The sequence below is a fragment of the Streptosporangium sp. NPDC049376 genome, assembly GCF_044466505.1.
GTDB lineage: Bacteria > Actinomycetota > Actinomycetes > Streptosporangiales > Streptosporangiaceae > Streptosporangium.
The window spans coordinates 343,348-366,369 of the sequence record NZ_JBITMT010000002.1 but is presented as its reverse complement, the minus strand read 5'-3'; the positions used below and the strand labels follow the sequence as shown (position 1 = coordinate 366,369).

The following is a 23,022-nucleotide window of genomic DNA, read 5'->3' as shown; positions in this document are numbered from 1 at the left end:
GTTCTGTCAGGGTGGCCCCGGGGGGAGCGGCCCTAGCGGAACAGGAGGAAGGCCAGGACCGCCACGATCAGGACTCCGACCACGATCAGGATCGGGGTGAGCAGCGACCGCCCGGCGGGCGCGGCCTCGGGCTCGTTACGCTGGGCGAACGCCTTGAACTGCTGGGTGTTGCCCGCAGGGTCCATCTGAGGTTCAGACATGGGGCTGACTCTAGCGACATCCATGACCGCGTCACTACCGGTTCATGTCACTTTCGTAGGCATCCATGGTGCTTGGGTATTCGGTGGGCGATGCTGAAGACAGGACCACCGGGTCGGGCGGATAGCGTGGTGTCATGCTCCGGACCCTGTTCTCTCCTCGCGCGCTGGTGCTTCACCTGCTCGCGATCGGAGCGCTCGTCGTGTGCGGGCTGCTCGGCCGCTGGCAGCTGGGGGTGTTCGAGGACTCGGGCAGGCCACAGGCGGCGCAGGACCCCGCACCGGTCGCCGTCGCGACCCTCACCCAGCCCGGCAGGCACATGACAAGCGAGGCGGTCAGCCGCAGGGTCACCGCCTCGGGGACCTACGACGCCTCCAGGCAGCTGCTGGTCGCCGGACGGGACGGCGGGGCGTGGCTGCTCACCCCCCTCGACCTCGGCGACGGCACCTCCGTCCCGGTCGTGCGCGGCTGGGTGCCCGGGGCCACGGACCCCGCCGCCGGGGCGGGAGCCGTACCGTCGGGGACGGTGACCGTGACCGGGCGCCTGAAGCCCTCGGAGGCGACCGACAGCGTGCGGCGCGGGGGTGAGAGGCTGCCCGAGGGGCAGGTGCTCACGGTCTCGTCGGCGGAGCTGGTCAACCTGTGGCGCGGGGTGAGACTGCGGGACGGGTTCGTGATCGCCACCGCCCACAGCCCGGCCCCGGCCGTGGCGGTCAAGCCGGTCGCCGTCGCCCCGCCGACCGAGCCCGGCGGCTTCTCCTGGCGCAACCTCGCCTACGCCGCCCAGTGGTGGATCTTCGGTCTCTTCGCGGTCTTCATGTGGTGGCACTTCCTGCGTGACATGGTGCGAAGCCGTACGGCGGAGCGGGAGCAGGAACCCGAGCCCGCCACGGCCTGAAGGCCCGCGGAAGCCGACATATCGTTTAGTGTCCCGAACTCCCAGACCGAGGTAGATGACGTGGAATCCGCCCTCAAGCCCTTTCGCATCCTGGCGTACGTCGTCGGCGTGATGCTGCTCGTCCTGGTCACGTGCATCGTGCTCAGGTACGGCTTCGACATCGCCGGGCCGTCGAGGGTCGTCTCCCCGATCCACGGGTTCCTCTACATGCTCTATCTCGTGGCCGCGATGAACCTGGGCATGAAGGCCCGCTGGTCGTGGCCGTACATCGTGGGCGTGATGCTCGCGGGCACCGTCCCGCTGCTGTCGTTCGTCTTCGAGCGCAAGGTCACCCGGCGGGTCGAGGCCGAGCTCGCGGCGGCCTGACCGGCCTCTCATGGCCGGCCCTGATGGACGGGCGGGGCCGCGGGGGTGCCGCGGCCCCGCCCGCCGGCTATCGTCCGAGGCCGCGCTTGCGGGCGCGCTTGAGCCTGGCGCGCTGCGACGGGTCGAGCATCAGGTAGCCCACGATCGGGGCGGCGATGACGCCCAGGACCACGAGCGTGAACAGCAGACCGGGCAGGAACAGCCACGACAGGAACACCACCGCGCCTGCGCCGAGCAGGTACTTCTGGACCGGCGACATCGTCAACATCCTCCGAACGCGGAGCGCTCGCCCCGCCTGTCGTTCATTGTGCGTCTCCTGTCCAACGCGTGGGCGCCCTCCCGGGTTCCATCCGAGATATATCGTGTTAACCCGGCCGGGATCAGTGGTCCCGGGTGAGTGACTCGACCCCCCACCTGGCCGCGGTGAGGGCGTTGCGCATGATCTCCTCATCGGCCGGACCGGCGGAGTTCTGGTACTGGACGAAGAGCAGCAGGTTGTTGACCCGGACGATCACGGTCACCGAGTAACCACCCCCGGAGACCTCGCCCACGACGGCCTCGTTGCCCAGCCCACCGACGGGCCTCAGAGGAGTCTGCGAGCTTCCGTAGTCGTTCGTCCGCTTCTTGGCGGCCGTGGCCACGCGGCGAGCGAGTGCCTCGGAGGCCTCGGCCGCGGACGGATACAGCTTCTCCTCGACGGCGAGCTGACGCTTGAGGTTCCCCGGGTCGTTGTCGTTCGCCGTACCCCAGATGAGGTGATCGTCGGGGCCGGTCGGATCGGTCCTCACACCGAGCTGCCCGAGCTGCTCGGCGGTGAAGAGCCCCTTCGCGGCGGATTTTCCGGCGAAGGGCCCGGGGTCCACGTACGGCGCCACCTCGACCACGGGCGCGGAGGGGCGGGTCAGGCCCCAGACGACCCCTCCGGCGACCGCGAGCACCACGGCCGCGACGGCCGCGATGACGAGCGGGGACCGGAGAGGCGACCTCGCGGGCTTGGGGGAGACCTGTTCGAGCGCGAGACGGACCGAGGTCGCGTCGGGACGCTGGGAAGGGTCGGTCGCGAGCAGGCCCTCGACGATCGGCGCCAGCACGCCCGAGCCCGTGGTCACCCCGCCGGTGAGGTCGGAGGGGGCGGCGAGCGGCGAGCCGTCCGCCATCCTGGGGACGGTCACCGACCCGGTGCTCGGCGCCCTGCCCTCCATGGCGGTGAACAGGGTGGTGCCCAGATCCCGCATCTCGTCGGCGCCGGAGGGGTTCAGGATGCCGGTCAGCACGACCCGGCCGTCCGCGGCGAGCACCACCGTGTCGGGGGTCGCGGCCAGGTTGACGCCCCGCTCGTGGGCGGCGTTCAGCGCGTCCAGCACGCGCAGGCCCACCTCGGCCGCCCGCTCGGGGGGAAGCGGACCCTCGTGCCTGACGATCTGGACCAGCGAACGGCCCGTCACCGCCTCGGCGACCAGCCACATCCGGTCGGGGGCCGAGATCACGTCGTGCAGGGTGGTGACCCCGGGGTGCCTGAGGTCGGCCGCCGCGCGGACCTGGGCGAGGAGCCGGTCACGGACGGGGCCGGGAGGCGGCAGCCGTACCTCGGCGATCGTGACCTCCCTGCCGAGCAGCTCGTCGCGGGCCCGCCACGAGGTGCCGGTGTGGTCACGGCGTTCGAGCAGCCGGTAACGCCCGGCCAGCAGACCGGGATCGGGGGACACGTCAGTCACGGCTGTTCAGCTCCTCGGCGGCGAATCTGGCGGCGCGCAGACCCCGCGCGCGCAGTTCGGGGCTCACCCGCTTGGCCTTCTCCGACAGGCTGACCTCGACCAGCAGGTTGCTGATCCGGAAGCGGATCACGGCGTGCGCCTGGTCGAGGACGCCCATGTCGTAGGCGAACGCCTCGGCGCCGACCCGGTTCACATCGCGCAGCGGGCCGACCCAGCCGGCGGGGGAGCTCCCCTCGTCGGCCTTGGACTTGACGCGTTCGGCGACGAAGAACGCGTGGGCGACCTCCGGCGCCGTTTTCCCGGAGACCGGGGTCTTACGGGCGAACCGCACCCTGAGCGCGGGGCCGTCCGAGGGGTCGGACCAGCTGCAGTACGCTTCCTCGTCCCCCTTGGCCTTGACGAAGAACGGGGCCGAGGTGGGGCCGAGGGCGCGGACCTGGGCGGGTTCGAGCATGGAGCACGGGTCGGGATCCGCCGAGAACCGCCCCGCGCCCGCCTCCGCCGTCGTCCCGGACGGGGACGGCGAGGGGGAGGGCGTCGCCGTGCCCCCGGTGGCCAGCAGCACGGCGGTCGTCACCCCGGCCGCCACGACCGCGGTCCCGCCTCCGACGAGCCACCCGGTCCTGATCCGCCCCGCCCGCCGCGAGGCTCCACCGGGTTCGGTGACCGGCTCGGCGGGGGTCAGCGGGCCCGCGGGCAGCCCCTGCGCCACCCGCTGCAACGCCGTACGGAGCATCGCCGCACCGGGCCGCAGCCGGGGATCCTTCTCCAGTACGGCCAGCAGCACCGGAGCCAGGTCCCCCGCGCGGGCGGGGAACGGGGTCGGCTCGGTCAGCACCGCGCCCAGGGTCGCCACCGGGACACCCCGCTGGAACGGCCCCCGCCCCTCGACGGCGGCGTAGAGCGCGGCGCCCAGGGACCACAGGTCGGCGGCGGGGCTGTCATCGCCGCGCAGCCGTTCGGGGGCGATGTACCCGGGGGAGCCGACCAGCGAGTCCGCCGAGGTCAGCTGGGCGTCCCCCTCGACCGTCGCGATGCCGAAGTCGGTCAGCAGCACCCCGCCGTCGTCGGCGAGCATGATGTTGGCCGGTTTCACGTCGCGGTGCATGATGCCCCTGCCGTGCGCCATGGTCAGCGCGTCGAGCACCGCCACCCCGATCGCGGCCACCCGCCGGGGCGGCAGCGGACCCTCGGCGCGGATCACCCGGTCGAGGGAACGGCCCCGGACGAGGTCCATCACGATCCAAGGGCGCCCCTGCTGGGCGATGACGTCGTGCACCGCCACGATGGACGGGTGGCTCAGCCGGGCCGCCGCCCTGGCCTCGCGGAGGGTGCGTTCGTACGCCTCCACCCGCTCGGCCTCGGTCAGGTTCCGGTTGAGCAGCACCTCCTTGATCGCGACCTCGCGGTGCAGCAGCTCGTCCCTGGCCCGCCAGACCACCCCCATCCCGCCCGCGCCCAGCCGGTCGAGCGCACGGTAACGGCCCGCGAGCACGGGCGGCGCCTGGTCAGCCATTGGTCTTCAGGGAGGTGCTGAGCCAGCGGGCGACCTTCTCCGCGCCCGCCGCGATCTGGCCGTCCGAGTCGTTCTTGACGCCGTACCGGCTGTAGTCGATCTCCGCGACCAGATTGCTGATCCGGAGGACCACGGTGACCCGGTACGCCCCGCCGTACAGGTTGTACTGGTTGAAGACCCCGGTGCTGAAGGCCTCCTCACCGACTCCCTGGAGGGCCTTCGGCGTCGTGGGCTTGGGGGTGAGCACCTTGATCTTCTCCAGGATGTCCTGCCGCTTTCCGGACAGGTACTGCTTGGCGCGCGCCACCCCGGAGGCGTCCTGCTTCTGGGCGACCAGCCGTACGCTGAGGTCGAACTTCTCGACGCCCGGTTTGTGCAGGTCGAGCGAGGCGAGCCAGTCGCAGGAGGAGGGCTCGACCTCGGAGCTACGGAAGCCGGGCACGACCTCGGCGGCCTGCTTGTCGTCCAGCAGGCTGCACGCCCTGGGCGCGGAGGCGAAAAGAGCGCCGCCGGGACCGGGGGCGCGGGCCTCGGCCTCGACGGGGGCGCCGATCCGCTGGGAGAGCAGGACACCGATGGCGACCGCCATGGCCAGGAGCAACCCGCCGGTCAGCCCGACGATCGGGCGGGGCACGAGCACCCCGGAGGAACGCCGCGCCGACGTGGGCGGTCGCGTCGCGCTCTCCTGGATCGGCGACACCGGAACCGGCTCACGCGGGGCGGGTGCCTGCTGGGGCTGCTGGACCTGGATCTGCTGGGCCTGGATCTGCTGGGCCTGGGGCGCAGGGGGCCGCGGTGCCGGGGTCTGCGGCTGGGGATGCGGGTTCTGGGGCTGGTTCGGGAAGGGCGAGGTGGGGATGGCCCCTTCGAACTGCGGCGGTGACTCCGGCGGCGGCCCGGCCAGCAGTTCGGCCAGCGGTTTCGACGGTGCTCCGGGCACTGCTTCGCGTACCGCTCCGGTCGGTGGTTCGGGCAGCGGCTCAGACAGCGACTCGGGCTGGGGCTCAGGCTGGGGCCCGGGTCGTGTCTCGGCCTGACGGCTGTTCTCAGGGCCGTTCTGGGAGTTTTCTTGGGGACTGGACGGTCCTGATTGCCCTGTTGGTTCCAGTGTTCCCTGGGCTCCTGACGCCCCTGGAGAGCGCGGCGGTCCCGGCGGCCCTGACGGTCCTGACGAGAACGGGTCCGAGCTGACCGGGCCCGAGGTGAAGGGGCCTGAGGTGAACGCCTCCGACGGTCCCGAGGTGAACGCCTCCGAGGGGCCTGAGGTGAACGCCTCCGAGGGGCCTGAGGTGAACGCCTCCGAGGGGCCTGAGGTGAACGCCCTCGAAGGGCCCGAGGTGAAGGATTCCGAGGGCCCCGAGGTGAACGCCCCGGAGGAGAGGGGGCCGGAGGAGAACGGGTCCGAAGGGTAGGAGGAGGCCGGGGGGATCGTCGGCAGATCCGCGGGGAAGGGCGTGGAGGCCGCCCAGGGGGACGGCGGAGGCACCGCGTCCGCGCGGACCGGCGGCAACGGGGTGTGGCCGCCGTTGCGGGACAGGTCGAGCAGGGTGTTGCGCAGCACCCCGGGCTCGGGCCGCTGGGCGGGGTCGCCGGAGAGCAGCGCGAACAGCACCGAGCCCAGCATCCCCGCGTTGTCCAGGGACCCGCCGGGCGAGGGAGCACGTCCCTCGACGGCGGTGTAGAGGGTCGCGCCGAGCGACCACAGGTCGGCCGCGGGCCCCGTCACCCCCTCGGGGGCGGTGAACGCCGGGGAACGCAGGGTGGGCGTCGCGAGGGTGACATGGTCACGGGGGCCGATCAGCACCGAACCTGGACGCACGTCACCGTGGAGCATCCCCCGGTTGTGCACGGCCACGAGCTGGTCCAGTACGGCCAGGCCGATGGTGGCGGCCTGCTGAGGGGTCAACGGTCCGGCCCGCTCGACCACCTGCTCCAGTGAGGACTGTTCGAGCACCGCGGAACCGGGCGCGTTCACCGCGTGCCTGCCCGAGCGCCTGCCCTGCGAGTCCGGGACGTCTGGACGGTTCATCCTCTCGCTTTCTGCTTGTTCAGTGCCTGCGCGACCCAGGTCGCTGCGGTGTGGGCGCCCGCCTGGATCGCGGGACCGTCCTTGGAACCGTTGACCACCGTGTAGGTGACGTCGAGGACCAGGTTGTCGACGCGGAGGACCACGTGGCTCTGTTCGAGCCTGCCGGTCTTCCTGTTGTCGTACAGGTCGTAGCCGAACGCCTCGTCCCCCACGGGTTTGACCGTGAGAGGCCCCGTGGTCCTGGCCGAGTGCATGGCCGCCCCGATCTCGGACCAGCCCCACCCGATCTGCCCGCTGGGCAGCGTGCCGTTGCGCTGGTTGACGAAGAGTTCGTGGGCCTGGCGTGGGCTCTTGCCCCACTGTTTGCCGGGGGGAGCGGGCTGGACGTCAAGGCCGATTCCGGGGCTCATCCACTCACAGCCTCCCTGGTTGGTCGGCTTGCCCGGGGCCTTCACGGCGGGCAGGAGCTTCTTGACGTCGGCCGCGGAGATCAGCTCGCACAGGTCCACCGGGACGGTGAAGGCGCCCGGCTTCTCACTGAGCCTGGGCGGCCCCTGCTGGACCGTACGGCCGAAGGCGAAGTGGGCCACCCCCGTGGTCGCCGCGATGACCGCGACGACCGCCGTGACCTCGACGGCCGCCCACACGAGGGTGCGCCCGCGGTTGCCCGCGGGGACGGGCGCCGCCTCGGGTTCCGCCGGGGGGAGGGACTCGGGGGCGGGGGAGACGACGGCCACCTCGGCGCCGGGGCGGCCGAGGGCGATCTCCTGCAGGATGCGGGCGGCCTCCTCGAAGGAGGGCCGTTCCTCGGCCCTGGGGGCGAGCATCCGCATGAGCAGCGGGCCGAGATGCCCCGCCCGCTCGGGAAGTCTGGCGGGGTCGGTCAGCACTCGGCCGATCGCCGCCACGGGGCTCTCCGCCGGGTGCGGGGGTGTTCCCTCGACGGCGAAGTAGAGTGTCGCGCCCAGCGACCACAGGTCGGAGACGGGGCCGCCGCGTTCGCCGCGCAGGCGTTCCGGGGCGATGTAGTTGGGGGAGCCGATCAGCTGGCCGGTGCGTCCGGCCGTCTCCTCTCCCTCGACCGCCGCGAAGCCGAAGTCGGTCAGTACGGCCCGCCCGGTGCGGGTGAGGAAGACGTTGCCCGGCTTGACGTCCCGGTGCACGACCCCGGCGGCGTGCGCGGCGGCCAGCGCGCTGAGGATTCCCACGCCGACCCTGGCGACCTGGTGCACGGGCAGCGGCTGCCGTCTGCCGACGGTCTCCTCAAGGGAGGCTCCGGACAACAGCTCCATGACGAGCCAGGGACGCTCGTGCTCGATCACCACGTCGTGGACGGTCACGATCGAGGGGTGCTTGAGGCGGGCGGCCAGGTTGGCCTCCCTGAGAACGGAGGCGCACGCCTCCTGCCGCCGGACGGGGTCGAGGCCCGGCGGGAGCCGTACCTCCTTGACCGCCACGTCACGGCGGAGCATCTCGTCAGCGGCGAGCCAGACCGCCCCCGTGTCGCCCTCGGCGAGGGGATTGAGCAGCCGATAGCGGCCCGCTAGCACTTGAGTGTCGATCCCACCCACCCCGTTCGCCGTCCCATCGCGGACAGCAACATAGCCACTTAGCGCCATATGAACCAATGAATGAGGACTTGCTGAAACGAAAGGTGGCCGCGCACGGGGTGCGGAGTTATCCACAGAACGGGATTCGGTGCCGACGGCCGTTCCCGGATCGGGCCATCCTGTCGGCGTGATGCCCACGGTGACGGTTCCGGGGGAGGCGGCTGCGCCCCGCTCGGAGGCCGGTTTATCCGGTTGAGCGCGGGTCGCTCGGCCGGTTAACGTCTGCCCGCCGGTCCTCAGGAGACCGGCCCTGGAAAGAAAGGAGTGAGGAACAGATGCCCACCGATCTGATCACGCGTCCCCGTCTTGGGTGGCAGACCACCTGAGATCCGGGAGGCGCACATGCTTTCTGGAGTTTCACATGTCCGATCTGCTGTTCCGTCCGCTCCAGGCGGACGAGTTCCCCCTGTTCCACCGCTACGGTCCGGTGCCCGCATCGGGAGTCGGCCTGCGTCCCCGGCCCTTCGAGGAGCTCGGCTACCGGTCGGGGTGGGTCTGGGTCGCCTCGCGTGGCGACGAGGTGGTCGCGCGTGCGGCCTTCTGGGCCCCTGAGGGTTCCGACCGTCCGGCCTTTCTCGACTGGTTCGACCCCGGCCACGGTGACGACCGGGTCGAGACGGGCGCCGCCCTGCTGGAGGCCGCCCTTACGGCGTTGTTTCCCGAAGGGGACACCCGGCCCGAGTACCACCTGTTCCTGCCCGTCGGCTGGCAGGAGCAGCCGGACGCGCTGGCGGACGCGACCGACCGGATCGACGCCGCCGAGCGGTTGGGCTGGCGCAGGACCGTCGAACGGCTCAACCTGCGCTGGCTTCCCGAGTACGGTCTGCCACCCAGGTCGGTCCGTCTCACCTTCACCCCGGCAGACGACGACGAGACCGTGCTCGGCCTGCTCGCCAGGGTCGCCGGGGACAGTCTCGACTCCTGGGACCGGCGCACCAGTGCCGAGAAGGGGGCCGAGGCGACGGCGAGGGAGACCCTCACGGCGCTCGCGGGGTATCCCGGCGGGCGCTCCCGCTGGCGCCTGGCTCACGACGCGTCCGGAGCGCTGGTCGGCGTCGTGATGCCGACCCGCAACGACAGCTCGGCGACGGTCGGCTACGTCGGGGTCGATCCCGCGCACCGTGGCCACGGCTACTCCGGCGATCTGGTCACCGAGGCGCTGCACATCTTCGCCGCGGAGGGCGAGCCCCAGGTCTACGACAACACCGACCTGGGCAACGTCCCCATGGCCGCCTCGTTCGCCCGGCTGGGTTACCGCGTCACCGGCCACCGGATGGTGCTCATGTAGTTCCGGCCGCGCCCGCGCCCTCTGGTCGTGATGTCGGAGATATCAGAGATGTTCGAGACGCTCGCGGCGCCGGAATCGGCGCCGGAAGTCGGTCAGGGGGCCGGGCGGAGTGCGCGAAACCTTCACAATTCATCACAGGTGATCTGCACGCGGCCCCTTTACGCTGCGAGGCATGACATCCCCCCAACAACGACGTGTCCTCGTGGTGGAGGACGACGAGACGATCGCGCGGGCCGTGGGGCACCGGCTGACGGCCGAGGGCTTCGACGTCCAGGTCGTGGGTGACGGGGAGGGGGCGCTCACGGCCTACGCCAGGGCCGGGGCCGACGTGGTCGTGCTCGACCGGCTGCTGCCCGGCCTCGACGGCCTGGAGGTCTGCCGCAGGATGCAGGCCGCCAGGCCGGTGCCCGTGCTCATGCTGACCGCGCTGGGTGAGGAGACCGACCTGCTCGTCGGCCTCGGGGTCGGCGCGGACGACTACATGGCCAAGCCGTTCAGCATGCGCGAACTGGTCGCGCGGGTGCACGCGCTGCTGCGCCGGGTGGAGCGGGCCTCCCAGCTCGCCGTCGAGGACACGGTCATCCGGGTCGGTGACGTCGAGATCGACACCGCGGAGCGGCGGGTCTACGTGCGGGGAGAGGAGGCGCAGCTCACCAGGACCGAGTTCGACCTGCTGTGCCGTCTCGCCGAGCGGCCGGGCCAGGTGTACGAACGTGAACGGCTGCTGGCCGACATCTGGGGGTTCTCCGAGGCGGCCGCCACCCGGACGGTCGACAGCCACGTGCGCGCGCTGCGCCGCAAACTCGGCCCCGGCGTGGTCAGGACCGTCCACGGAGTGGGCTACGCCCTCGTCCGTAACTGACCCGCTCCTCTTTCAGTACCGGAAATCCTCCGAACCGCCACCACTCGACCAACGGACGGGCCCCATTGAGACCCCTCGACTTCCTCGGCAGGATCAAGGTCAAGATCGGCATGGTCATGCTGCTGGCCGTCGCCGCGGCGTTCGTCGCCAACGAGGTCGGCATCAACGCCGGATATCCGCGCAACGTCCGCGTCGCGGTCGCCGTCGCGTTCGCCCTGGTCATGATGCAGTTGCTCGCCCGGGGGATGACCAAACCGCTGCGTGAGATGGCCGCCGCCGCGCAGACCATCGCCAAGGGCCGCTACGGTCTGCGCGTCGCCGCCACCTCACGTGACGAGGTCGGCGAACTCGCCCGTGCCTTCAACGCGATGGCGGCCGACCTCGGCGAGGTCGACCGGCAGCGGCGCGAGCTGGTCGCCAACGTCAGCCACGAGTTGCGCACACCGATCACCGCGCTCAGGGCGGTCCTGGAGAACGTGGTCGACGGCGTCTCGACGCCCGACCCCGTCACGCTGGGAACCGCCCTGTCCCAGACGGAGCGGCTCGGCAGACTGGTCGCCCAGCTTCTCGACCTGTCCCGTCTCGACTCCGGGGCCAGGCCGATCGAGCTTGAGGAGGTCGAGCTCCGGCCGCTGTGCGAACAGGCGCTGCGCGAAGCCGTACTCGCCAGGGAGGGCGTCACCGCCCGCTGTGAGGTGCCCGCGGGCCTGAGCGCCCACGCCGACCCCGACCTGCTGGCGCAGGTGCTGGCGAACCTGCTGGACAACGCGGTACGGCACAGCCCCGCGGGCGGGGTCGTGGTGCTCGGAGCCGCCCCACGGGAGAACGGCGTACGGCTGCGCGTGACCGACCAGGGGCCGGGCATCCCGCAGGAGGACCGGGCTCGGGCGTTCGAGCGCTTTTCCCGGCTGGACGCCGGGCGGGCGGCGGACGTGGGCGGCGCAGGCCTCGGGCTGGCCATCGTCAAGGAGATCGTCGAGCTGCACGGCGGCTCCATCCACGTCGAGGACGGCGGGGGCTGCCGTGTCGTGGTCGACCTTCCGGAAGGTTCTTCAGCCTCGACCCTCACCCGGGCGTCGCGCGGACCGGCTGACGCCACCGGCCGTACCGGTGCCACGGGGGGCGCCCGGCTCTCCCAGGACGAGGCGCCCGTCGAGGGATCTGGTTTTCGGGAGATCGCGGGATCCGAAACGCCCGGCAACCCCGCCAAGGCGCGAGGGGAAGGCCCACGGCTCCCTGAGACGGCGGAATCCACCGGGGACTCGGGGGTTGAGGCGCTCCGGGAACACGGCGAGGTCGGGAAAGCCGTACCCTCCTCCGAGGGGACGGGGTCGCCGGAGATCACGGAATCCGGCAAGTCCGCCGGGCCCGCCCACCGGGCCGGGGGAACCGGTGAGAACGCGAAGCCCTCCGATGCCGTCGAGGGTGGTCTGGCCGGACCCAGGGAAAGTGCCGGCGCAGCCGGATTCGCGCGGTACGCCGAAGGAGACGGTGAACCTCCCCGGAGGACCGAGCCCGGGGCGGCGGAGCCGTCGGCCCCGGGTGAGCCGCACCCGTCCTCGGCGAACGGGCCGGTGGCGGGTGAGTCACGGCTGTCCTCAGAGCGGGGGCCGGTGGGCGGGCCGTACTCGTCCTCGGCGAATGGGCCGGTGGTGAGCGAGTCCTCAGCGCGTGAGCAGCCGAGGGCAGGCGAGTCGCATCTGTCCTCCGAGCGGAGACCCGCGGTGGGCGGGTCGTATCGGTCCGCCGCGTGGGGGCCGATGCCGGAGGTCCCCCGTCGGTCCCGGCCGCCTCGCAACTGGGCGGGGGCGTTCGCCGGACTCTTCGGCGGCGGGATCGCCGGACTGGTCTGCGGGGTGATCACGGGGCTGATCATCGCCTCGATGAGCCCGCTGCTGGGGGCGCTGGCCGGTTTCCTGATCACGCTGGGCGGCGGGTTCGTCGGCACGGTGCTCGGGATCACCGACTCCTACGCCAGGGCCGCGGGAAGCCTCCCGGAGCGTCCCGTCATACCGAGGCCGGCGGGACACGGCAGCGGGCCGTGGGGCGCACGAGCGACCGGCGCCACGCGGGAAACCACCGGTGGCGAGCGGGGGACGGGCTCCTCGGGAGGCTCCCCGGACGGCACGCTGGAAGGCCTCCCGGCAGGGACGTCGGAAAGTTCTCCGGGAAGCCCCTTCGGGGGTCCTTCGGGAAAGGGCTCGGGAGGGCCGCCGGGGGGATATGTGGCCCCGCCGTTGTTCCCCAGGCCCGAGCTGCCCGCCACCCCCCGCTGGATGCTCGCCGCCGGCGCCTGTGTCGGCCTCGTCGCGGCGCTGGCCCTGCCGTACAGCCGGATCGGGCTGGGGTTCGTGCTCGTCGCCGTCGCCATGGGTGTGGCGGTTCTGCCGGTCGCCCGGCACCGGATCACACCGTGGTCGGCAGGGCTGGGGGTGGTCGCGTACGGACTCGTCACGGTCGCGGTGTTCAGGGACTCGGACTGGCTGGTCGCCTCGCTCCTGCTGGCCGGGTTCCTGCTGGCCGCCCTCGCCCTGTCGGGGGTGGGACGCGGCTGGCTCGGGGTGGTCAGGGGCGCCGCCTCGGTGCTGATCGCGCTACCGCCCGTGCCGTGGTTCCTCGCGGAGTCGGTCAAGGGGGCGTCCCTGCGCAGACGAGTGGTGCCCGCGCTGGTCGGGGTCGGGCTGAGCCTGGTGCTCGTGCTGCTGTTCGGCGGGCTGTTCGTCTCGGCGGACGCGGTCTTCGCCGACGCCGTCGAACGGATTCTGCTGGCGCAGGACTGGGCGGCGTCGATGCCGGTGCGGATCGTGCTGTTCGCGGTCTTCGGGGTGCTGGTCGCCGCGGCGGTGCTGGTCGGTCTACGTCCCGTGGCCGAACCGAGGGTTCCCACGCTGCGGCTCACGGTCGGCCGGAGCCTGTGGGTGCCTCCGCTGGTCGCTCTCAACCTGCTGTTCGCCGTGTTCGTGGGGATGCAGCTGACCGTGCTGTTCGGCAGCACCCGGTGGGTGGTCTCCGCCGTGGGGCTGACCTACGCCGAGTACGCCAGGTCAGGGTTCTTCCAGCTCGTCATCGTCAGCGTGTTCGTGCTGGCCATCGTGGCGGCGGCCTCGGTCCTGGTCGATCTCGGGGGGCGTGATAGGTGGCTGATGGCCGGGCTGCTCGGCCTGCTCTGCGCGCTGACCCTGGTGGTCCTGGCCTCCGCGCTGCACCGTCTCGACCTCTATGTCGACGCCTACGGCTTCTCCCGGCTGCGGGCCTCGGTCGAGGCGGCGATCTGGTGGCTGGGCGCCGTCTTCGTGCTGGTCCTGGCCGCGGGGGCGGTACGGCTCACCCGGCGTGGCCACGCGGGATGGCTGCCCAGGGCGATGGTGATGATGACCGGGGTCGCGCTGCTGGCGTTCGCCGTGTGGAACCCCGACCTGCGGGTCGCCGAGACCCAGGTCGCCATCCGGGGTGTCGAACGGCTCGACCAGGCCTACCTGGGCGACCTCGGGGCGGAGGCCGTACCCGCGCTCGACCGGTTGCCCGAGCCGATGCGCAGCTGTGTGCTGCGGGACGTGGTCGCCGCCAACGACCTCGCGGCCCCCGACCCGTGGAACGGATGGAACCTCGCCCGCCAGCGGGCCAGGGATCTGCTGGCCGAACGCCCGGTACTCTCCGGCCCCGAGTGCGCGACCACCTCCTCCCGGGGGCCGTACGACTGACTCCGGCGGGGACTCGCCGACCGCCTCCGGCGTCACGGCGAGTCACCCCCGGACGGCTGGAACGCTCGAAGATGCACGGAATCCCTCTTCAATGATTGAATCCGAGCATGTCCTTTGATGTGTTGATCAGAGACGGCTGGGTGTTGGACGGAACCGGCGCCCCGGCCTTTCTGGCGGACGTCGGGATCACCGGGAGCGAGATCACCGCGGTCGGCAGACTGACGGGGGCGGAGGCCGCGACGGTGATCGACGCCTCGGGGCGCCACGTCATGCCCGGTCTGATCGACTGCCACGTCCACGGCGACGCCCTCGTCTTCGACCCGGAGGTGCAGCTCGCCGCGCTGCGCCAGGGCGTGACGACCTTCGTCCTCGGCCAGGACGGCCTGTCCTTCGCCCCCACCTCGACCCCCGAGGCCTTCGCCTACGCCACCCGCTACTTCGCCGCGGTCAACGGCGCCCACCCCCACGCGGACGGCCCGCTGAGCGTGGCGGAGCTGCTGGCGGGCTACGACGGGGCGAGCGCGCTCAACACCGTCTACCTGCTGCCGCACGGCACGATCCGCTACGACGTGATGGGCGCCGCGGAACGGGCGGCGTCGGCCGACGAGCTCGCCGCCATGCTCGCCCGGGTCGAGCGCGGCCTGTCCGAGGGGGCGGCCGGGTTCTCCACGGGCCTGGAGTACGCCCCGGGACGCTACGCGGACGCCGCCGAGCTGGCCGCGCTCTGCGCGCCCCTCGGCGCTCTGCCGTACGTCACGCACATGCGCGGCTACGGCGCCAATGCCACGACCGGGATGACCGAGGTGACCGACATCGCCAGGCGCTCGGGCGCCGCCGTGCACGTCTCGCACTACCACGGTCCGGCGGCGACCCTGCTGCCGATGGTCGATCGGGCGCGCGACGAAGGTCTCGACGTCACCTTCGACACCTATCCCTACCTGCGGGGCAGCACGATCCTGGCGATGGTCGCGCTGCCGTCGTGGATTCCGGCCGCCGACACGGACAGGGCGCTCAGTCTGCTGGAGTCCGAGCGGATCGAGTGGGACGAGACGATCTGGCCGAGGATCACCCTCTCGCACGTCCCGGGGGCCGAGTGGGCGGAGGGGCTGACGCTGCCCGAGGCGGCGGAGCGGGCCGGCGCGGAACCGGGTGAGTTCTGCCGCGCGATCCTGGTCGCGACCCGTCTTGAGGCCGGGTGCGTGATGGCCCGCCCCGACGAGGGACCGGAAGGGGAGGAGTCGGTCCGCGCGATCCTGCGGCATCCCGCCCACACCGGTGGTTCCGACGGCATCTACGTCGGAGGGCATCCGCACCCCAGGGGCTACGGGGCCTTCGCCCGCATGCTCGGCCACCACGTCCGCGACACCGGTGACCTGACCCTGGAGCAGGCCGCCGTCCATCTCGCCTCCCACCCCGCCCGGCGTTTCGGCCTGACCGGCAGGGGCCTGATCCGCGCGGGTCAGGTGGCCGACGTCGTCGTTCTCGACGCCGCCCGCGTCCAGGACCTGGCCACCTACGCCGACCCCCGCGTCCCCGCGGCCGGTGTCGACGACGTCCTCGTCTCCGGAGTCGCGGTGCTCGCCGGAGGAACGCTCACCGGGGCCACCCCCGGAAGGGCGATCAGACCCTGACGGATAGGGTCCAGCAAGGGAAGCGAAGGGGGTAACACGTGAAGGGGATCGTCGATCCCAGTCGGGCGGTCGGGTCCTCACTGTTCGGGGGAGCCTTCAGCTTCCCCGTGATGGTGGCCAACCGTGACGCGCTCGAACACAACATCGCCACACTCGCGGGATTCGCCGCCGACCACGGGTTGCTCCTCGCCCCGCACGCCAAGACGACCATGTCGCCGGAGCTGGTCAGAGCCCAGCTTGAGGCGGGCGCGTGGGGGCTGGCGGTCGCGACCCCGAGCCAGGCGCTGACCCTGCGCGAGTTCGGCGTGTCACGCGTCCTCATCGCCAACCAGGTCTTCGACCCCGCGGGCCTCGACGCGATCGCCGCCCAGCTGGACCAGGACCCGTCGTTCGAGTTCCTCTGCTTCGCGGACTCGGTCGCCGGTGTCGAGACACTCTCCCGGCACGCGGGCGGCAGGCCGTTCCAGGTGCTGGTCGAGCTGGGACACGAGGGCGGCAGGGCGGGCTGCCGTACGCTCTCCGACTTCCTTGAGGTCGCCACGGCGGCCCAGGAGGCGTCCGGCGTCGAACTGGTGGGCGTCGCGGGCTACGAGGGCGGGCTGGGGAACGCGCAGGAGGTGCGCGCCTACCTCGGCAGGCTGGTCGAGGCGCTGGAGCACCTGCGGGTGCGCGACCCGATCCTGTCGGTCGGCGGCAGCCAGTGGTTCGACGTGATCGGCAGGGAGCTGGCCACCTGCCAGGCCAGGGTCGTGCTGCGCAGCGGCGCCTACGTCTCCCATGACGACGGCTACTACAGCGAGCGCACGCCGTACAACCGGATCGAGGGGGAACTGCGGGCTGCGCTTGAGGTGTGGGCGTACGTGCTGAGTGTGCCCGAACCCGGTCTGGCCGTGGTGGGCTTCGGCAAGCGGGACGCCCCCTTCGACGAGGGGCTGCCGGTGCCCAAGGGAGCCGTCGAGGGCGCGACCGTGCTCAAGGTCCAGGACCAGCACGCGATCCTGCGGCTCACGCCGGACTCGACGGTGAAGCCCGGAGACCTGGTCTCCTTCGGCATCTCCCACCCGTGCACCGCCTTCGACAAGTGGCGGGTCATCCCGGTCGTGGACGACGACCACACGGTCGTCGATCTGATCACGACCTATTTCTGACGTTCTGTCGTTGTCGTAGAGAGTCTCCTAAGGAGTTGTGACATGAGTGGCAAGCAGGAACTGCGGACGGACGAGGGCGCCGCGCCGGTCGGGGCGTACTCACAGGGCCTCGTGGTCGGTGACTTCGTCTACACCTCCGGCGCGGGCCCGCTCGACCCCAAGACCGGTGAGGTCGTCGGCACCGACGTGGCCGAGCAGACCCACCAGGTGATGCGCAACCTCGGCGCGATCCTGGCGGCCCACGGTCTCGGGTTCGACGACGTGGTCAAGTCGACCGTCCACCTTCAGCACCTGAAGCGGGACTTCGCCGCCTACAACGAGGTGTACAAGTCGTATTTCACCCAGCCGTACCCGGTCCGTACGACCGTCGGCTCCGACTTGATGGACATCCTCGTCGAGATCGACTTCGTCGCTTACAAGGCACGTTAGAGTCTGACCGACTGCGTGGGAAGGCGGCGGTTTGGACAGCTCGCTATACGTCTACGTCGAGGACGTGCGGGGTGAGGGCCTTGAGGCGGTCCTCGACCGGGTCACCGGGTACGGCGTGGCGGGCGTGACCGTCGCCGCCGCCTATCACCGCGCTCGCGACGTCACCCCGCACGGCCGCCCCCGGGTGACCGTGCGCGACGACGGCGTCCACTTCCTTCCGCCGGCCGACCTGTTCGACGGGCTCCGCCTCGTCCCGCCTGTGCAGGCGGGTGCCGAGGAGGAGCCCCTGGCCGCGTTGCGTCTGGCCACCGCGGAGCGGGGCCTGAAGCTGCACGGCTGGACCGTCTTCCTGGAGAACACCACACTCGGCCTGGCCAACCCCGACGTCACCGTGCGCAACTGCTTCGGTGACCGGGGTTCGCCCGCCGAGCTGTGCCCCTCCAACCCCGACGTGCGCCGCTACGCGGTGGCGCTCGGCAGGGCCGTGGCCAGGCAGGGGGTGGACAGTGTGGTCGCCGAGGCGCTGCACTTCGGCACCTTCGGCTGCGGCTACCACAACGACCGCTGCTTCGTGCCGCTCGGGCCGATGGACGTCTTCCTTCTGGGCCTGTGCTTCTGCGACTTCTGCATCCGCCGCGCAGCGGACCTCGGTGTCAACGCGGAGGTCGCCAGGGAGGAGTGCGCCAGGATCGTGGGCGGTGTCCTCGACGGCGACCCGCCCGCGCAGGGCGAGGTGACCAGGGCGGCGCTTACCGCCTACGCGGGGCCCGAGGTCGTCTCCTACGCGCGGGCCCGCTCCGAGGTGGTGACCTCACTGGTCTCCGAGGTCTCCGCCGCGGTCACCGCGGAGGGCACCAGGTTCGTCTTCCTCGACGCGACCGGCGCGGCGAAGGGCTACATGGACGGTCTCCCCCCTTCCGGGCTGTCCGCGCACGACTCCTGGCAGCTCGGCGTCGACCTGGTCGCCCTGGGTGACCTGGTCCCCTCGCTCGGAGTGCTCGCCTACGCCCGCGACGCCGAGCGCGTCGCGGACGACCTGGTCGCCTACCGTCGTTCCACGGGCAAGGAGCTGCGGGCGGTGCTCCGGCCCGGAATGCCGGACACCGACTCGGCGGAACGGCTGGCCGCCAAGGTCAGGGCCGCCAAGGTCGCCGGGGCGGACGCGGTCGACTTCTACGCCTACGGGCTCATGCCGTACCCCATCCTCGACCGCATCCCCGGGGCCCTGTCCGGCTGACCGTTCACGGCACTGTCACGGTACTGTCACGCCGGTCGGTGGCGGGGGATCACCAGGGCGGGCACCAGGGCCACGGCGATGATCACCAGAGTCCAGGTGAAGCCACCGGTGAAGGCGGCGGTGCCGTACGAACGGGTCAGCGCCTGCAGGACGACCGCGGTCACGGCGGCGCCGAGCGCGCTGCCCACCCTGATCACGATCTGCGAGGCGGTCGCGGCACCCGGAACGGCCGCCCTGGGCAGGGTGCGGTAGGCCGAGGCCATGATCGACGGGGTGACGAGACCGTGCCCGAGGCCGATCACGAAGAGCGCGGCGGCCGACGGGCCGATCACGGCGCAGGCGAGGGTCCCGGCGAGCACGGTCACGATGCCCGCCACCCCGGGCAGCCGGGCGCCGAGCCGGTCGGTGAGCCGTCCGGCCGGCGGCATGGTGACGATCGCGCCCACGCCCATCGGGGCGATCAGGAGGCCCGCGTCCAGCACGCCCGTTCCCGGGACGCTCTGCGAGTACAGCGGCACCAGCAGCAGCACACCGAAGACCCCGACGGAGTAGAAGAACAGGGACGCCGCGGAGGTGGTCAGCCCTCTGTCGCGGAAGAGACCCACGTCGATCAGGGCGCCGGTGCCCCGGCGCAGCGAGTGCGTGACGAAGACCGCGACGAGCGCGGCGCCGAGGCCGAGCCCCAGGACCGCCCGCGTACCGCCCCCCGCCTCACCGAACTGTGACAGTCCGTAGACCAGCGCGGCCAGCCCGGGGGACAGCAGCACCAGACCGAGCAGGTCCAGCCGCCCGGCGTCGCGCTCCCGGTCACCGGGCAGCAGCCGTACGGCCAGCAGCAACGCGACCACGCACACCGGGACGTTGACGTAGAACATCCACCGCCAGCTCAGGTGGTCGACGAGCACCCCGCCGAGCAGCGGCCCGAGTACCGGGGCGAGCATCGACGGGACCGAGATCACGGCCATCACCCGGCCCAGCCGTTCGGGGCCCGCGGCGCGGGCGAGCAGGGTCTGCGCGATCGGCATGAGCAGCCCGCCGCCGATGCCCTGGAGCACGCGGAAGGCGATCAGGGCGCCCACGGACCAGGCGGCCCCGCACAGGACCGACCCGGCTCCGAAGATCGCGAGCGAGGCGATCCAGGTCGTCTTGGCGCCGAAGCGCCCGATGGCCCATCCGGTCACCGGGATCGTCATGGACAGGGCGAGCACATAGCCGGTGACCGTCCACTGGACGGTGCTGAGCGGGACACCCAGGTCACGGCCGAGAACGTCGATCGCGACGTTGACGATGGTCGCGTCCAGCATGGTCATGATCGTGCCGAGCACCACGGTGATGGAGACGGCGCGCAGTGCGGGGTCGGATCGGGCTTGGGTGACGGTCATCCAGATCACCGTTCCGTACGTTGTATCGGTTTTCCGTACACTGTAGCGCTCATGCGCTACGCCGTACACTCTTCGAATGGGAACCGAACAGGCGCAGGGGCCGGTCTGGGCACGTGAGACGGCCGGGCGCCGTCCGAAACTGACCCGCGAGGCGATCGTGAGGACCGCGATCGAGGTCGCCGACGCCGAGGGGCTCGACGCCGTCTCCATCCGCAGGATCGCCACCGAGCTCGGGGCGCGGGCGATGAGCCTCTACACCCATATCGAGCGCAAGGAGGACCTGCTCGACCTCATGGCCGACGACACGAACGCGGAGATCCTGGTCGAGGGGGAACTGCCCGACGACTGGCGCGAGGCGATCTCGGCCGTCGTACGGCGCACGCGGGAGACGATCCGGCGCCATCCCTGGCTGGTCGATCTTGTCGCCAGCCGTCCCCAGGTCGGCCCGAACGGCCTGCGGCACGGGGAGCAGTCACTGGCCGCGCTCTCCGGACTGCCGATCCCGCCCGAGCAGAAGTGGCGGATCATCGCCGCGGTCGACGACTACGCGCTGGGGTTCGTGATCAGGGAGACGCTGCGGGGGGAGGGGCGCAGCGGATACACCTGGACACCGCAGGAGCGTGAGGCCCTCATGCGGCCATACCTACGTGAGCTTCTCGAAAGCGGCGAGTTCCCCAACCTCGCGCCACTGGTGAACGAGATCGCCTCCGGCCCCGCCGCGGCGGACGAGGACTTCGAGCAAGGCCTGCGCTGGATGCTGGACGGCATCGCCGGGGACCTCGGCCTCTAGCGCACTCCGTCAAGGACGACGGACACCGCCTGGGCGGCGAAGTCGTCGTCGAGAGGGAGGCCGCGGAAGATCGTCCGAATCCACACCGCGCCCCCGAGCAGGTCCACGATCAGCAGCGGATCGGCCGTCTCCGGAAGCTCGCCGCGCCGCCGGGCACGGTCGAAGACCGCCTCCTCCCTGGCGAACCGGTCGGTGAAGAACCGCCGGACCGCCGTGGCCAGCTCGGGATGGTTCACGGCCGCGCCCAGCGTCGCCACCGCCACGTCCGAGCTGGGGGAGGTGGTCAGGAGTGTGGCCATCCCTCGCACCAGCTCCTCCAGGTCTCCCCTGAGGGTGCCGGTGTCCGGAGGGTCGAACAGGAGCAGGTCGGCCTGGGTCAGCGCGGCGGCGAGCAGGGCCGCCTTGGAGGGCCACCAGCGGTAGATGGTGGTCTTGTTGACTCCGGACCGCTCGGCCACCCCCTCGATGGTCAGTCCCTCGTATCCCCTCACGGTGAGCAGTTCGAGCGTCGCCTGGAAGATCTGCTGCTCCTTGCGCGGTGCCATGCGCCAACCATAGCAACGCAACGGTGCGTTGTGTTTCAATGGGGTTGTTCGTCCGACATGTCTGGAGATCTCCCATGCGGCCAATCGTCTTCCTGCACGGCATCCGGGTCAGCGCGACCATGTGGGACCCCGTCATCGACCACCTCGACCGCCCCGCGAAGGCCGTCGACCTGCCGGGCCACGGCACCCGCGCGGGAGAGCCGTTCTCCATGGACGACGCGGTCTCCGCGGTGTCCGCCGCGATCGACGCACTCGGCGGCAGAGCCGTCGTGGCAGGCCTGTCCCTGGGCGGCTACGTCGGCATGGCGACCGCCGAGCGCTTCCCCGACAAGGTCGCGGGCCTGGTGGCCATGGGCTGCACGTCCCGCAGCCAGTCGATGCTCGGGGTCTACCGGTTCGCCGCCAGGCTCGCCGCGAGGAACCCCGCCCGGGCCAACCGGATCAGCGAGTACGGCTTCCGCCGCCTCCTGCCCGCCCCCTCAGCCGCCGCGATGGTCGCCGGGGGACTGTCGTGCGAGGTGCTGCCCCAAGTGGTCGAGGCCGTCGCCGCGCACGATCAGCTCACCGCACTGGCCGCGTACCCCGGCCGTGTGTGGCTGGTGAACGGCTCCCGCGACCCGTTCAGGGCCGACGAGCGCGACTTCCTGCGTGCCTGCCGGAACGGCAGGCTCATCCTGATCCCCGGGCGTGGCCACCTGGGTGTACTGGCGGCTCCAGGCCCCCTGGCCCGCCTCGTCGACGACCTGTGCTCCCAGGTCGAGCCGTGCTCCCCGGTGGGTCCGGGCGGCTGGTCCGAGCCGGGTTGTGCCTCCGGCCCGGATGGTTTCCCGGGCTGAGCCGATCCCTCGGGCCGTGCGTCCGCTTCCTGATCGGGCGTCTGGCCTCTCTGGCCGTGCGTCGGGTTTCCCGGGTTGAGGGCCTGGCCTCTCTGGTCGCGTGTTCGGTTTCTCAGATGGACGTCCGGCCTCTCAGGCTGTGTGTTTGGTTTCCCGGTTGAGGGTTCGGTTTCAGATGGACGTCCGGTCTCTCAGGCAGAGCCTGATCTCTCAGACCGAGCGTCCGGCGAGCGCCGTCGCGACCCCCAGGCCCAGGTAGACCACTCCGCTGAGGCGCCCGACCGTGTTCGAACGGCCACGCAGCCTGGAGCCGAGCATTCCCGCCCCCAGCGCGTAGACCATGTCCGAGACCATGCCGAGAAGCAGGAGGGTGACACCCAGGACCACAACCTGCAACGGGACCGACCCCGCCTCGGGGTGCACGAACTGTGGAAGGAAGGCCAGGAAGAACAGGATCACCTTGGGATTGAGCAGGTTGACCACCATGCCCTCCAGGAAGATCGCGCGAAGCGGCTGGGGCCGGGCCTCGTAGGAGGCCTCCTCGTGCCTGCGGACCAACGCCCTGAGCCCGAGATAGGCCAGGTAGGCCACCCCGGCCCACTTGATCACGTTGAAGAGCGTTGCGGACCTGGCGATCACATAGGACAGTCCCGCGGCCGCGGCGGCGATGTGCACCAGCGTGCCCGTCCCGACGCCGAACACGCTCGCGATCCCGCCGGACCTGCCCTGGGCGATGCTCCGGGCGGCGATGTACAGGTGGTTCGGCCCCGGAATCAGGACGAGCGCCGAGGATGCGACCACGAAGACCAGGAACGTGGACATCGAGACCATGCCCCAACCA

20 protein-coding genes are annotated in these 23,022 nt (G+C 71.5%); 11 read left to right on the top strand and 9 right to left on the bottom strand.

What is annotated here, in order from left to right; all coding sequences use genetic code 11:
• Window positions 1-32: 32 nt before the first annotated feature.
• Entirely contained in the window at window positions 33-200 is a 168-nt protein-coding gene (locus tag ACIBVQ_RS07070; protein ID WP_352009783.1) for a hypothetical protein, read from the bottom strand.
• 134 nt (window positions 201-334) lie between these two features.
• Here ACIBVQ_RS07070 and ACIBVQ_RS07065 point away from each other — a divergent pair, with 134 nt between their 5' ends.
• The gene (locus tag ACIBVQ_RS07065; RefSeq protein WP_362910007.1) at window positions 335-1,096 is read left to right on the top strand and encodes an SURF1 family protein; all 762 of its coding nucleotides are present in this window, start codon (window positions 335-337) and stop codon (window positions 1,094-1,096) included.
• A 60-nt stretch (window positions 1,097-1,156) separates the two neighbouring features.
• Window positions 1,157-1,462: a DUF3817 domain-containing protein gene (locus ACIBVQ_RS07060; RefSeq protein WP_352009781.1), complete on the top strand. Its 306-nt coding sequence runs from the start codon at window positions 1,157-1,159 to the stop codon at window positions 1,460-1,462.
• Window positions 1,463-1,529: 67 nt separating this feature from the next.
• Here ACIBVQ_RS07060 and ACIBVQ_RS07055 read toward each other — a convergent pair whose 3' ends face one another.
• The 5 genes from ACIBVQ_RS07055 to ACIBVQ_RS07035 form a co-directional block, all read right to left on the bottom strand.
• Window positions 1,530-1,721, bottom strand: a complete 192-nt coding sequence (locus tag ACIBVQ_RS07055; RefSeq protein WP_352009780.1) for a hypothetical protein — start codon at window positions 1,719-1,721, stop codon at window positions 1,530-1,532.
• A 121-nt stretch (window positions 1,722-1,842) separates the two neighbouring features.
• A complete protein-coding gene (locus tag ACIBVQ_RS07050; protein ID WP_399176164.1) occupies window positions 1,843-3,177 on the bottom strand; it encodes a hypothetical protein in 1,335 nt (444 codons plus the stop codon).
• Window positions 3,170-4,693, bottom strand: coding sequence for a serine/threonine-protein kinase (locus tag ACIBVQ_RS07045; protein ID WP_399176162.1), 1,524 nt, complete (start codon window positions 4,691-4,693; stop codon window positions 3,170-3,172). The genes ACIBVQ_RS07050 and ACIBVQ_RS07045 overlap by 8 nt, the downstream gene beginning before the upstream one ends.
• Entirely contained in the window at window positions 4,686-6,722 is a 2,037-nt protein-coding gene (locus ACIBVQ_RS07040; protein WP_399176160.1) for a hypothetical protein, read from the bottom strand. Before ACIBVQ_RS07040 ends, ACIBVQ_RS07045 begins: the two co-directional genes overlap by 8 nt.
• Window positions 6,719-8,272 carry a serine/threonine-protein kinase gene (locus ACIBVQ_RS07035; protein ID WP_399176158.1) on the bottom strand — a complete coding sequence of 518 codons (1,554 nt, stop codon included), beginning with the start codon at window positions 8,270-8,272 and terminating at the stop codon, window positions 6,719-6,721. The genes ACIBVQ_RS07040 and ACIBVQ_RS07035 overlap by 4 nt, the downstream gene beginning before the upstream one ends.
• A gap of 421 nt (window positions 8,273-8,693) precedes the next feature.
• Here ACIBVQ_RS07035 and ACIBVQ_RS07030 point away from each other — a divergent pair, with 421 nt between their 5' ends.
• The 7 genes from ACIBVQ_RS07030 (at window position 8,694) to ACIBVQ_RS07000 (ending at window position 18,628) form a co-directional block, all read left to right on the top strand.
• Window positions 8,694-9,620: a GNAT family N-acetyltransferase gene (locus tag ACIBVQ_RS07030; RefSeq protein ID WP_399176156.1), complete on the top strand. Its 927-nt coding sequence runs from the start codon at window positions 8,694-8,696 to the stop codon at window positions 9,618-9,620.
• A 172-nt stretch (window positions 9,621-9,792) separates the two neighbouring features.
• Window positions 9,793-10,482 carry a response regulator transcription factor gene (locus tag ACIBVQ_RS07025; protein ID WP_399176154.1) on the top strand — a complete coding sequence of 230 codons (690 nt, stop codon included), beginning with the start codon at window positions 9,793-9,795 and terminating at the stop codon, window positions 10,480-10,482.
• A gap of 65 nt (window positions 10,483-10,547) precedes the next feature.
• Complete coding sequence (locus ACIBVQ_RS07020) at window positions 10,548-14,183, top strand: DUF4153 domain-containing protein (RefSeq protein WP_399176152.1); 3,636 nt, start codon at window positions 10,548-10,550, stop codon at window positions 14,181-14,183.
• 107 nt (window positions 14,184-14,290) lie between these two features.
• Window positions 14,291-15,814 (top strand): amidohydrolase family protein, encoded by a 1,524-nt coding sequence (locus ACIBVQ_RS07015; RefSeq protein WP_399176150.1) that lies wholly within the window; start codon window positions 14,291-14,293, stop codon window positions 15,812-15,814.
• Window positions 15,815-15,852: 38 nt separating this feature from the next.
• The gene (locus ACIBVQ_RS07010; protein ID WP_399176149.1) at window positions 15,853-16,962 is read left to right on the top strand and encodes an alanine racemase; all 1,110 of its coding nucleotides are present in this window, start codon (window positions 15,853-15,855) and stop codon (window positions 16,960-16,962) included.
• A gap of 42 nt (window positions 16,963-17,004) precedes the next feature.
• Complete coding sequence (locus ACIBVQ_RS07005; RefSeq protein ID WP_352009770.1) at window positions 17,005-17,391, top strand: Rid family detoxifying hydrolase; 387 nt, start codon at window positions 17,005-17,007, stop codon at window positions 17,389-17,391.
• 31 nt (window positions 17,392-17,422) lie between these two features.
• Entirely contained in the window at window positions 17,423-18,628 is a 1,206-nt protein-coding gene (locus ACIBVQ_RS07000) for a hypothetical protein (protein WP_352009769.1), read from the top strand.
• A 26-nt stretch (window positions 18,629-18,654) separates the two neighbouring features.
• Here the strand turns inward: ACIBVQ_RS07000 and ACIBVQ_RS06995 are convergent, their stop codons facing one another.
• Window positions 18,655-20,010 carry a DHA2 family efflux MFS transporter permease subunit gene (locus tag ACIBVQ_RS06995; protein ID WP_399176146.1) on the bottom strand — a complete coding sequence of 452 codons (1,356 nt, stop codon included), beginning with the start codon at window positions 20,008-20,010 and terminating at the stop codon, window positions 18,655-18,657.
• A 76-nt stretch (window positions 20,011-20,086) separates the two neighbouring features.
• Between ACIBVQ_RS06995 and ACIBVQ_RS06990 the strand changes: the two genes are divergently transcribed.
• Window positions 20,087-20,800: a TetR/AcrR family transcriptional regulator C-terminal domain-containing protein gene (locus tag ACIBVQ_RS06990; RefSeq protein WP_399176144.1), complete on the top strand. Its 714-nt coding sequence runs from the start codon at window positions 20,087-20,089 to the stop codon at window positions 20,798-20,800.
• Here ACIBVQ_RS06990 and ACIBVQ_RS06985 read toward each other — a convergent pair.
• Window positions 20,797-21,345 carry a TetR/AcrR family transcriptional regulator gene (locus ACIBVQ_RS06985; RefSeq protein ID WP_399176142.1) on the bottom strand — a complete coding sequence of 183 codons (549 nt, stop codon included), beginning with the start codon at window positions 21,343-21,345 and terminating at the stop codon, window positions 20,797-20,799. The genes ACIBVQ_RS06990 and ACIBVQ_RS06985 overlap by 4 nt on opposite strands.
• A gap of 74 nt (window positions 21,346-21,419) precedes the next feature.
• Between ACIBVQ_RS06985 and ACIBVQ_RS06980 the strand changes: the two genes are divergently transcribed.
• Window positions 21,420-22,181 carry an alpha/beta fold hydrolase gene (locus tag ACIBVQ_RS06980; RefSeq protein WP_399176140.1) on the top strand — a complete coding sequence of 254 codons (762 nt, stop codon included), beginning with the start codon at window positions 21,420-21,422 and terminating at the stop codon, window positions 22,179-22,181.
• Between the two features lie 210 nt (window positions 22,182-22,391).
• Here the strand turns inward: ACIBVQ_RS06980 and ACIBVQ_RS06975 are convergent, their stop codons facing one another.
• Complete coding sequence (locus tag ACIBVQ_RS06975) at window positions 22,392-23,012, bottom strand: LysE family translocator (protein ID WP_362909983.1); 621 nt, start codon at window positions 23,010-23,012, stop codon at window positions 22,392-22,394.
• Window positions 23,013-23,022 lie beyond the last annotated feature (10 nt).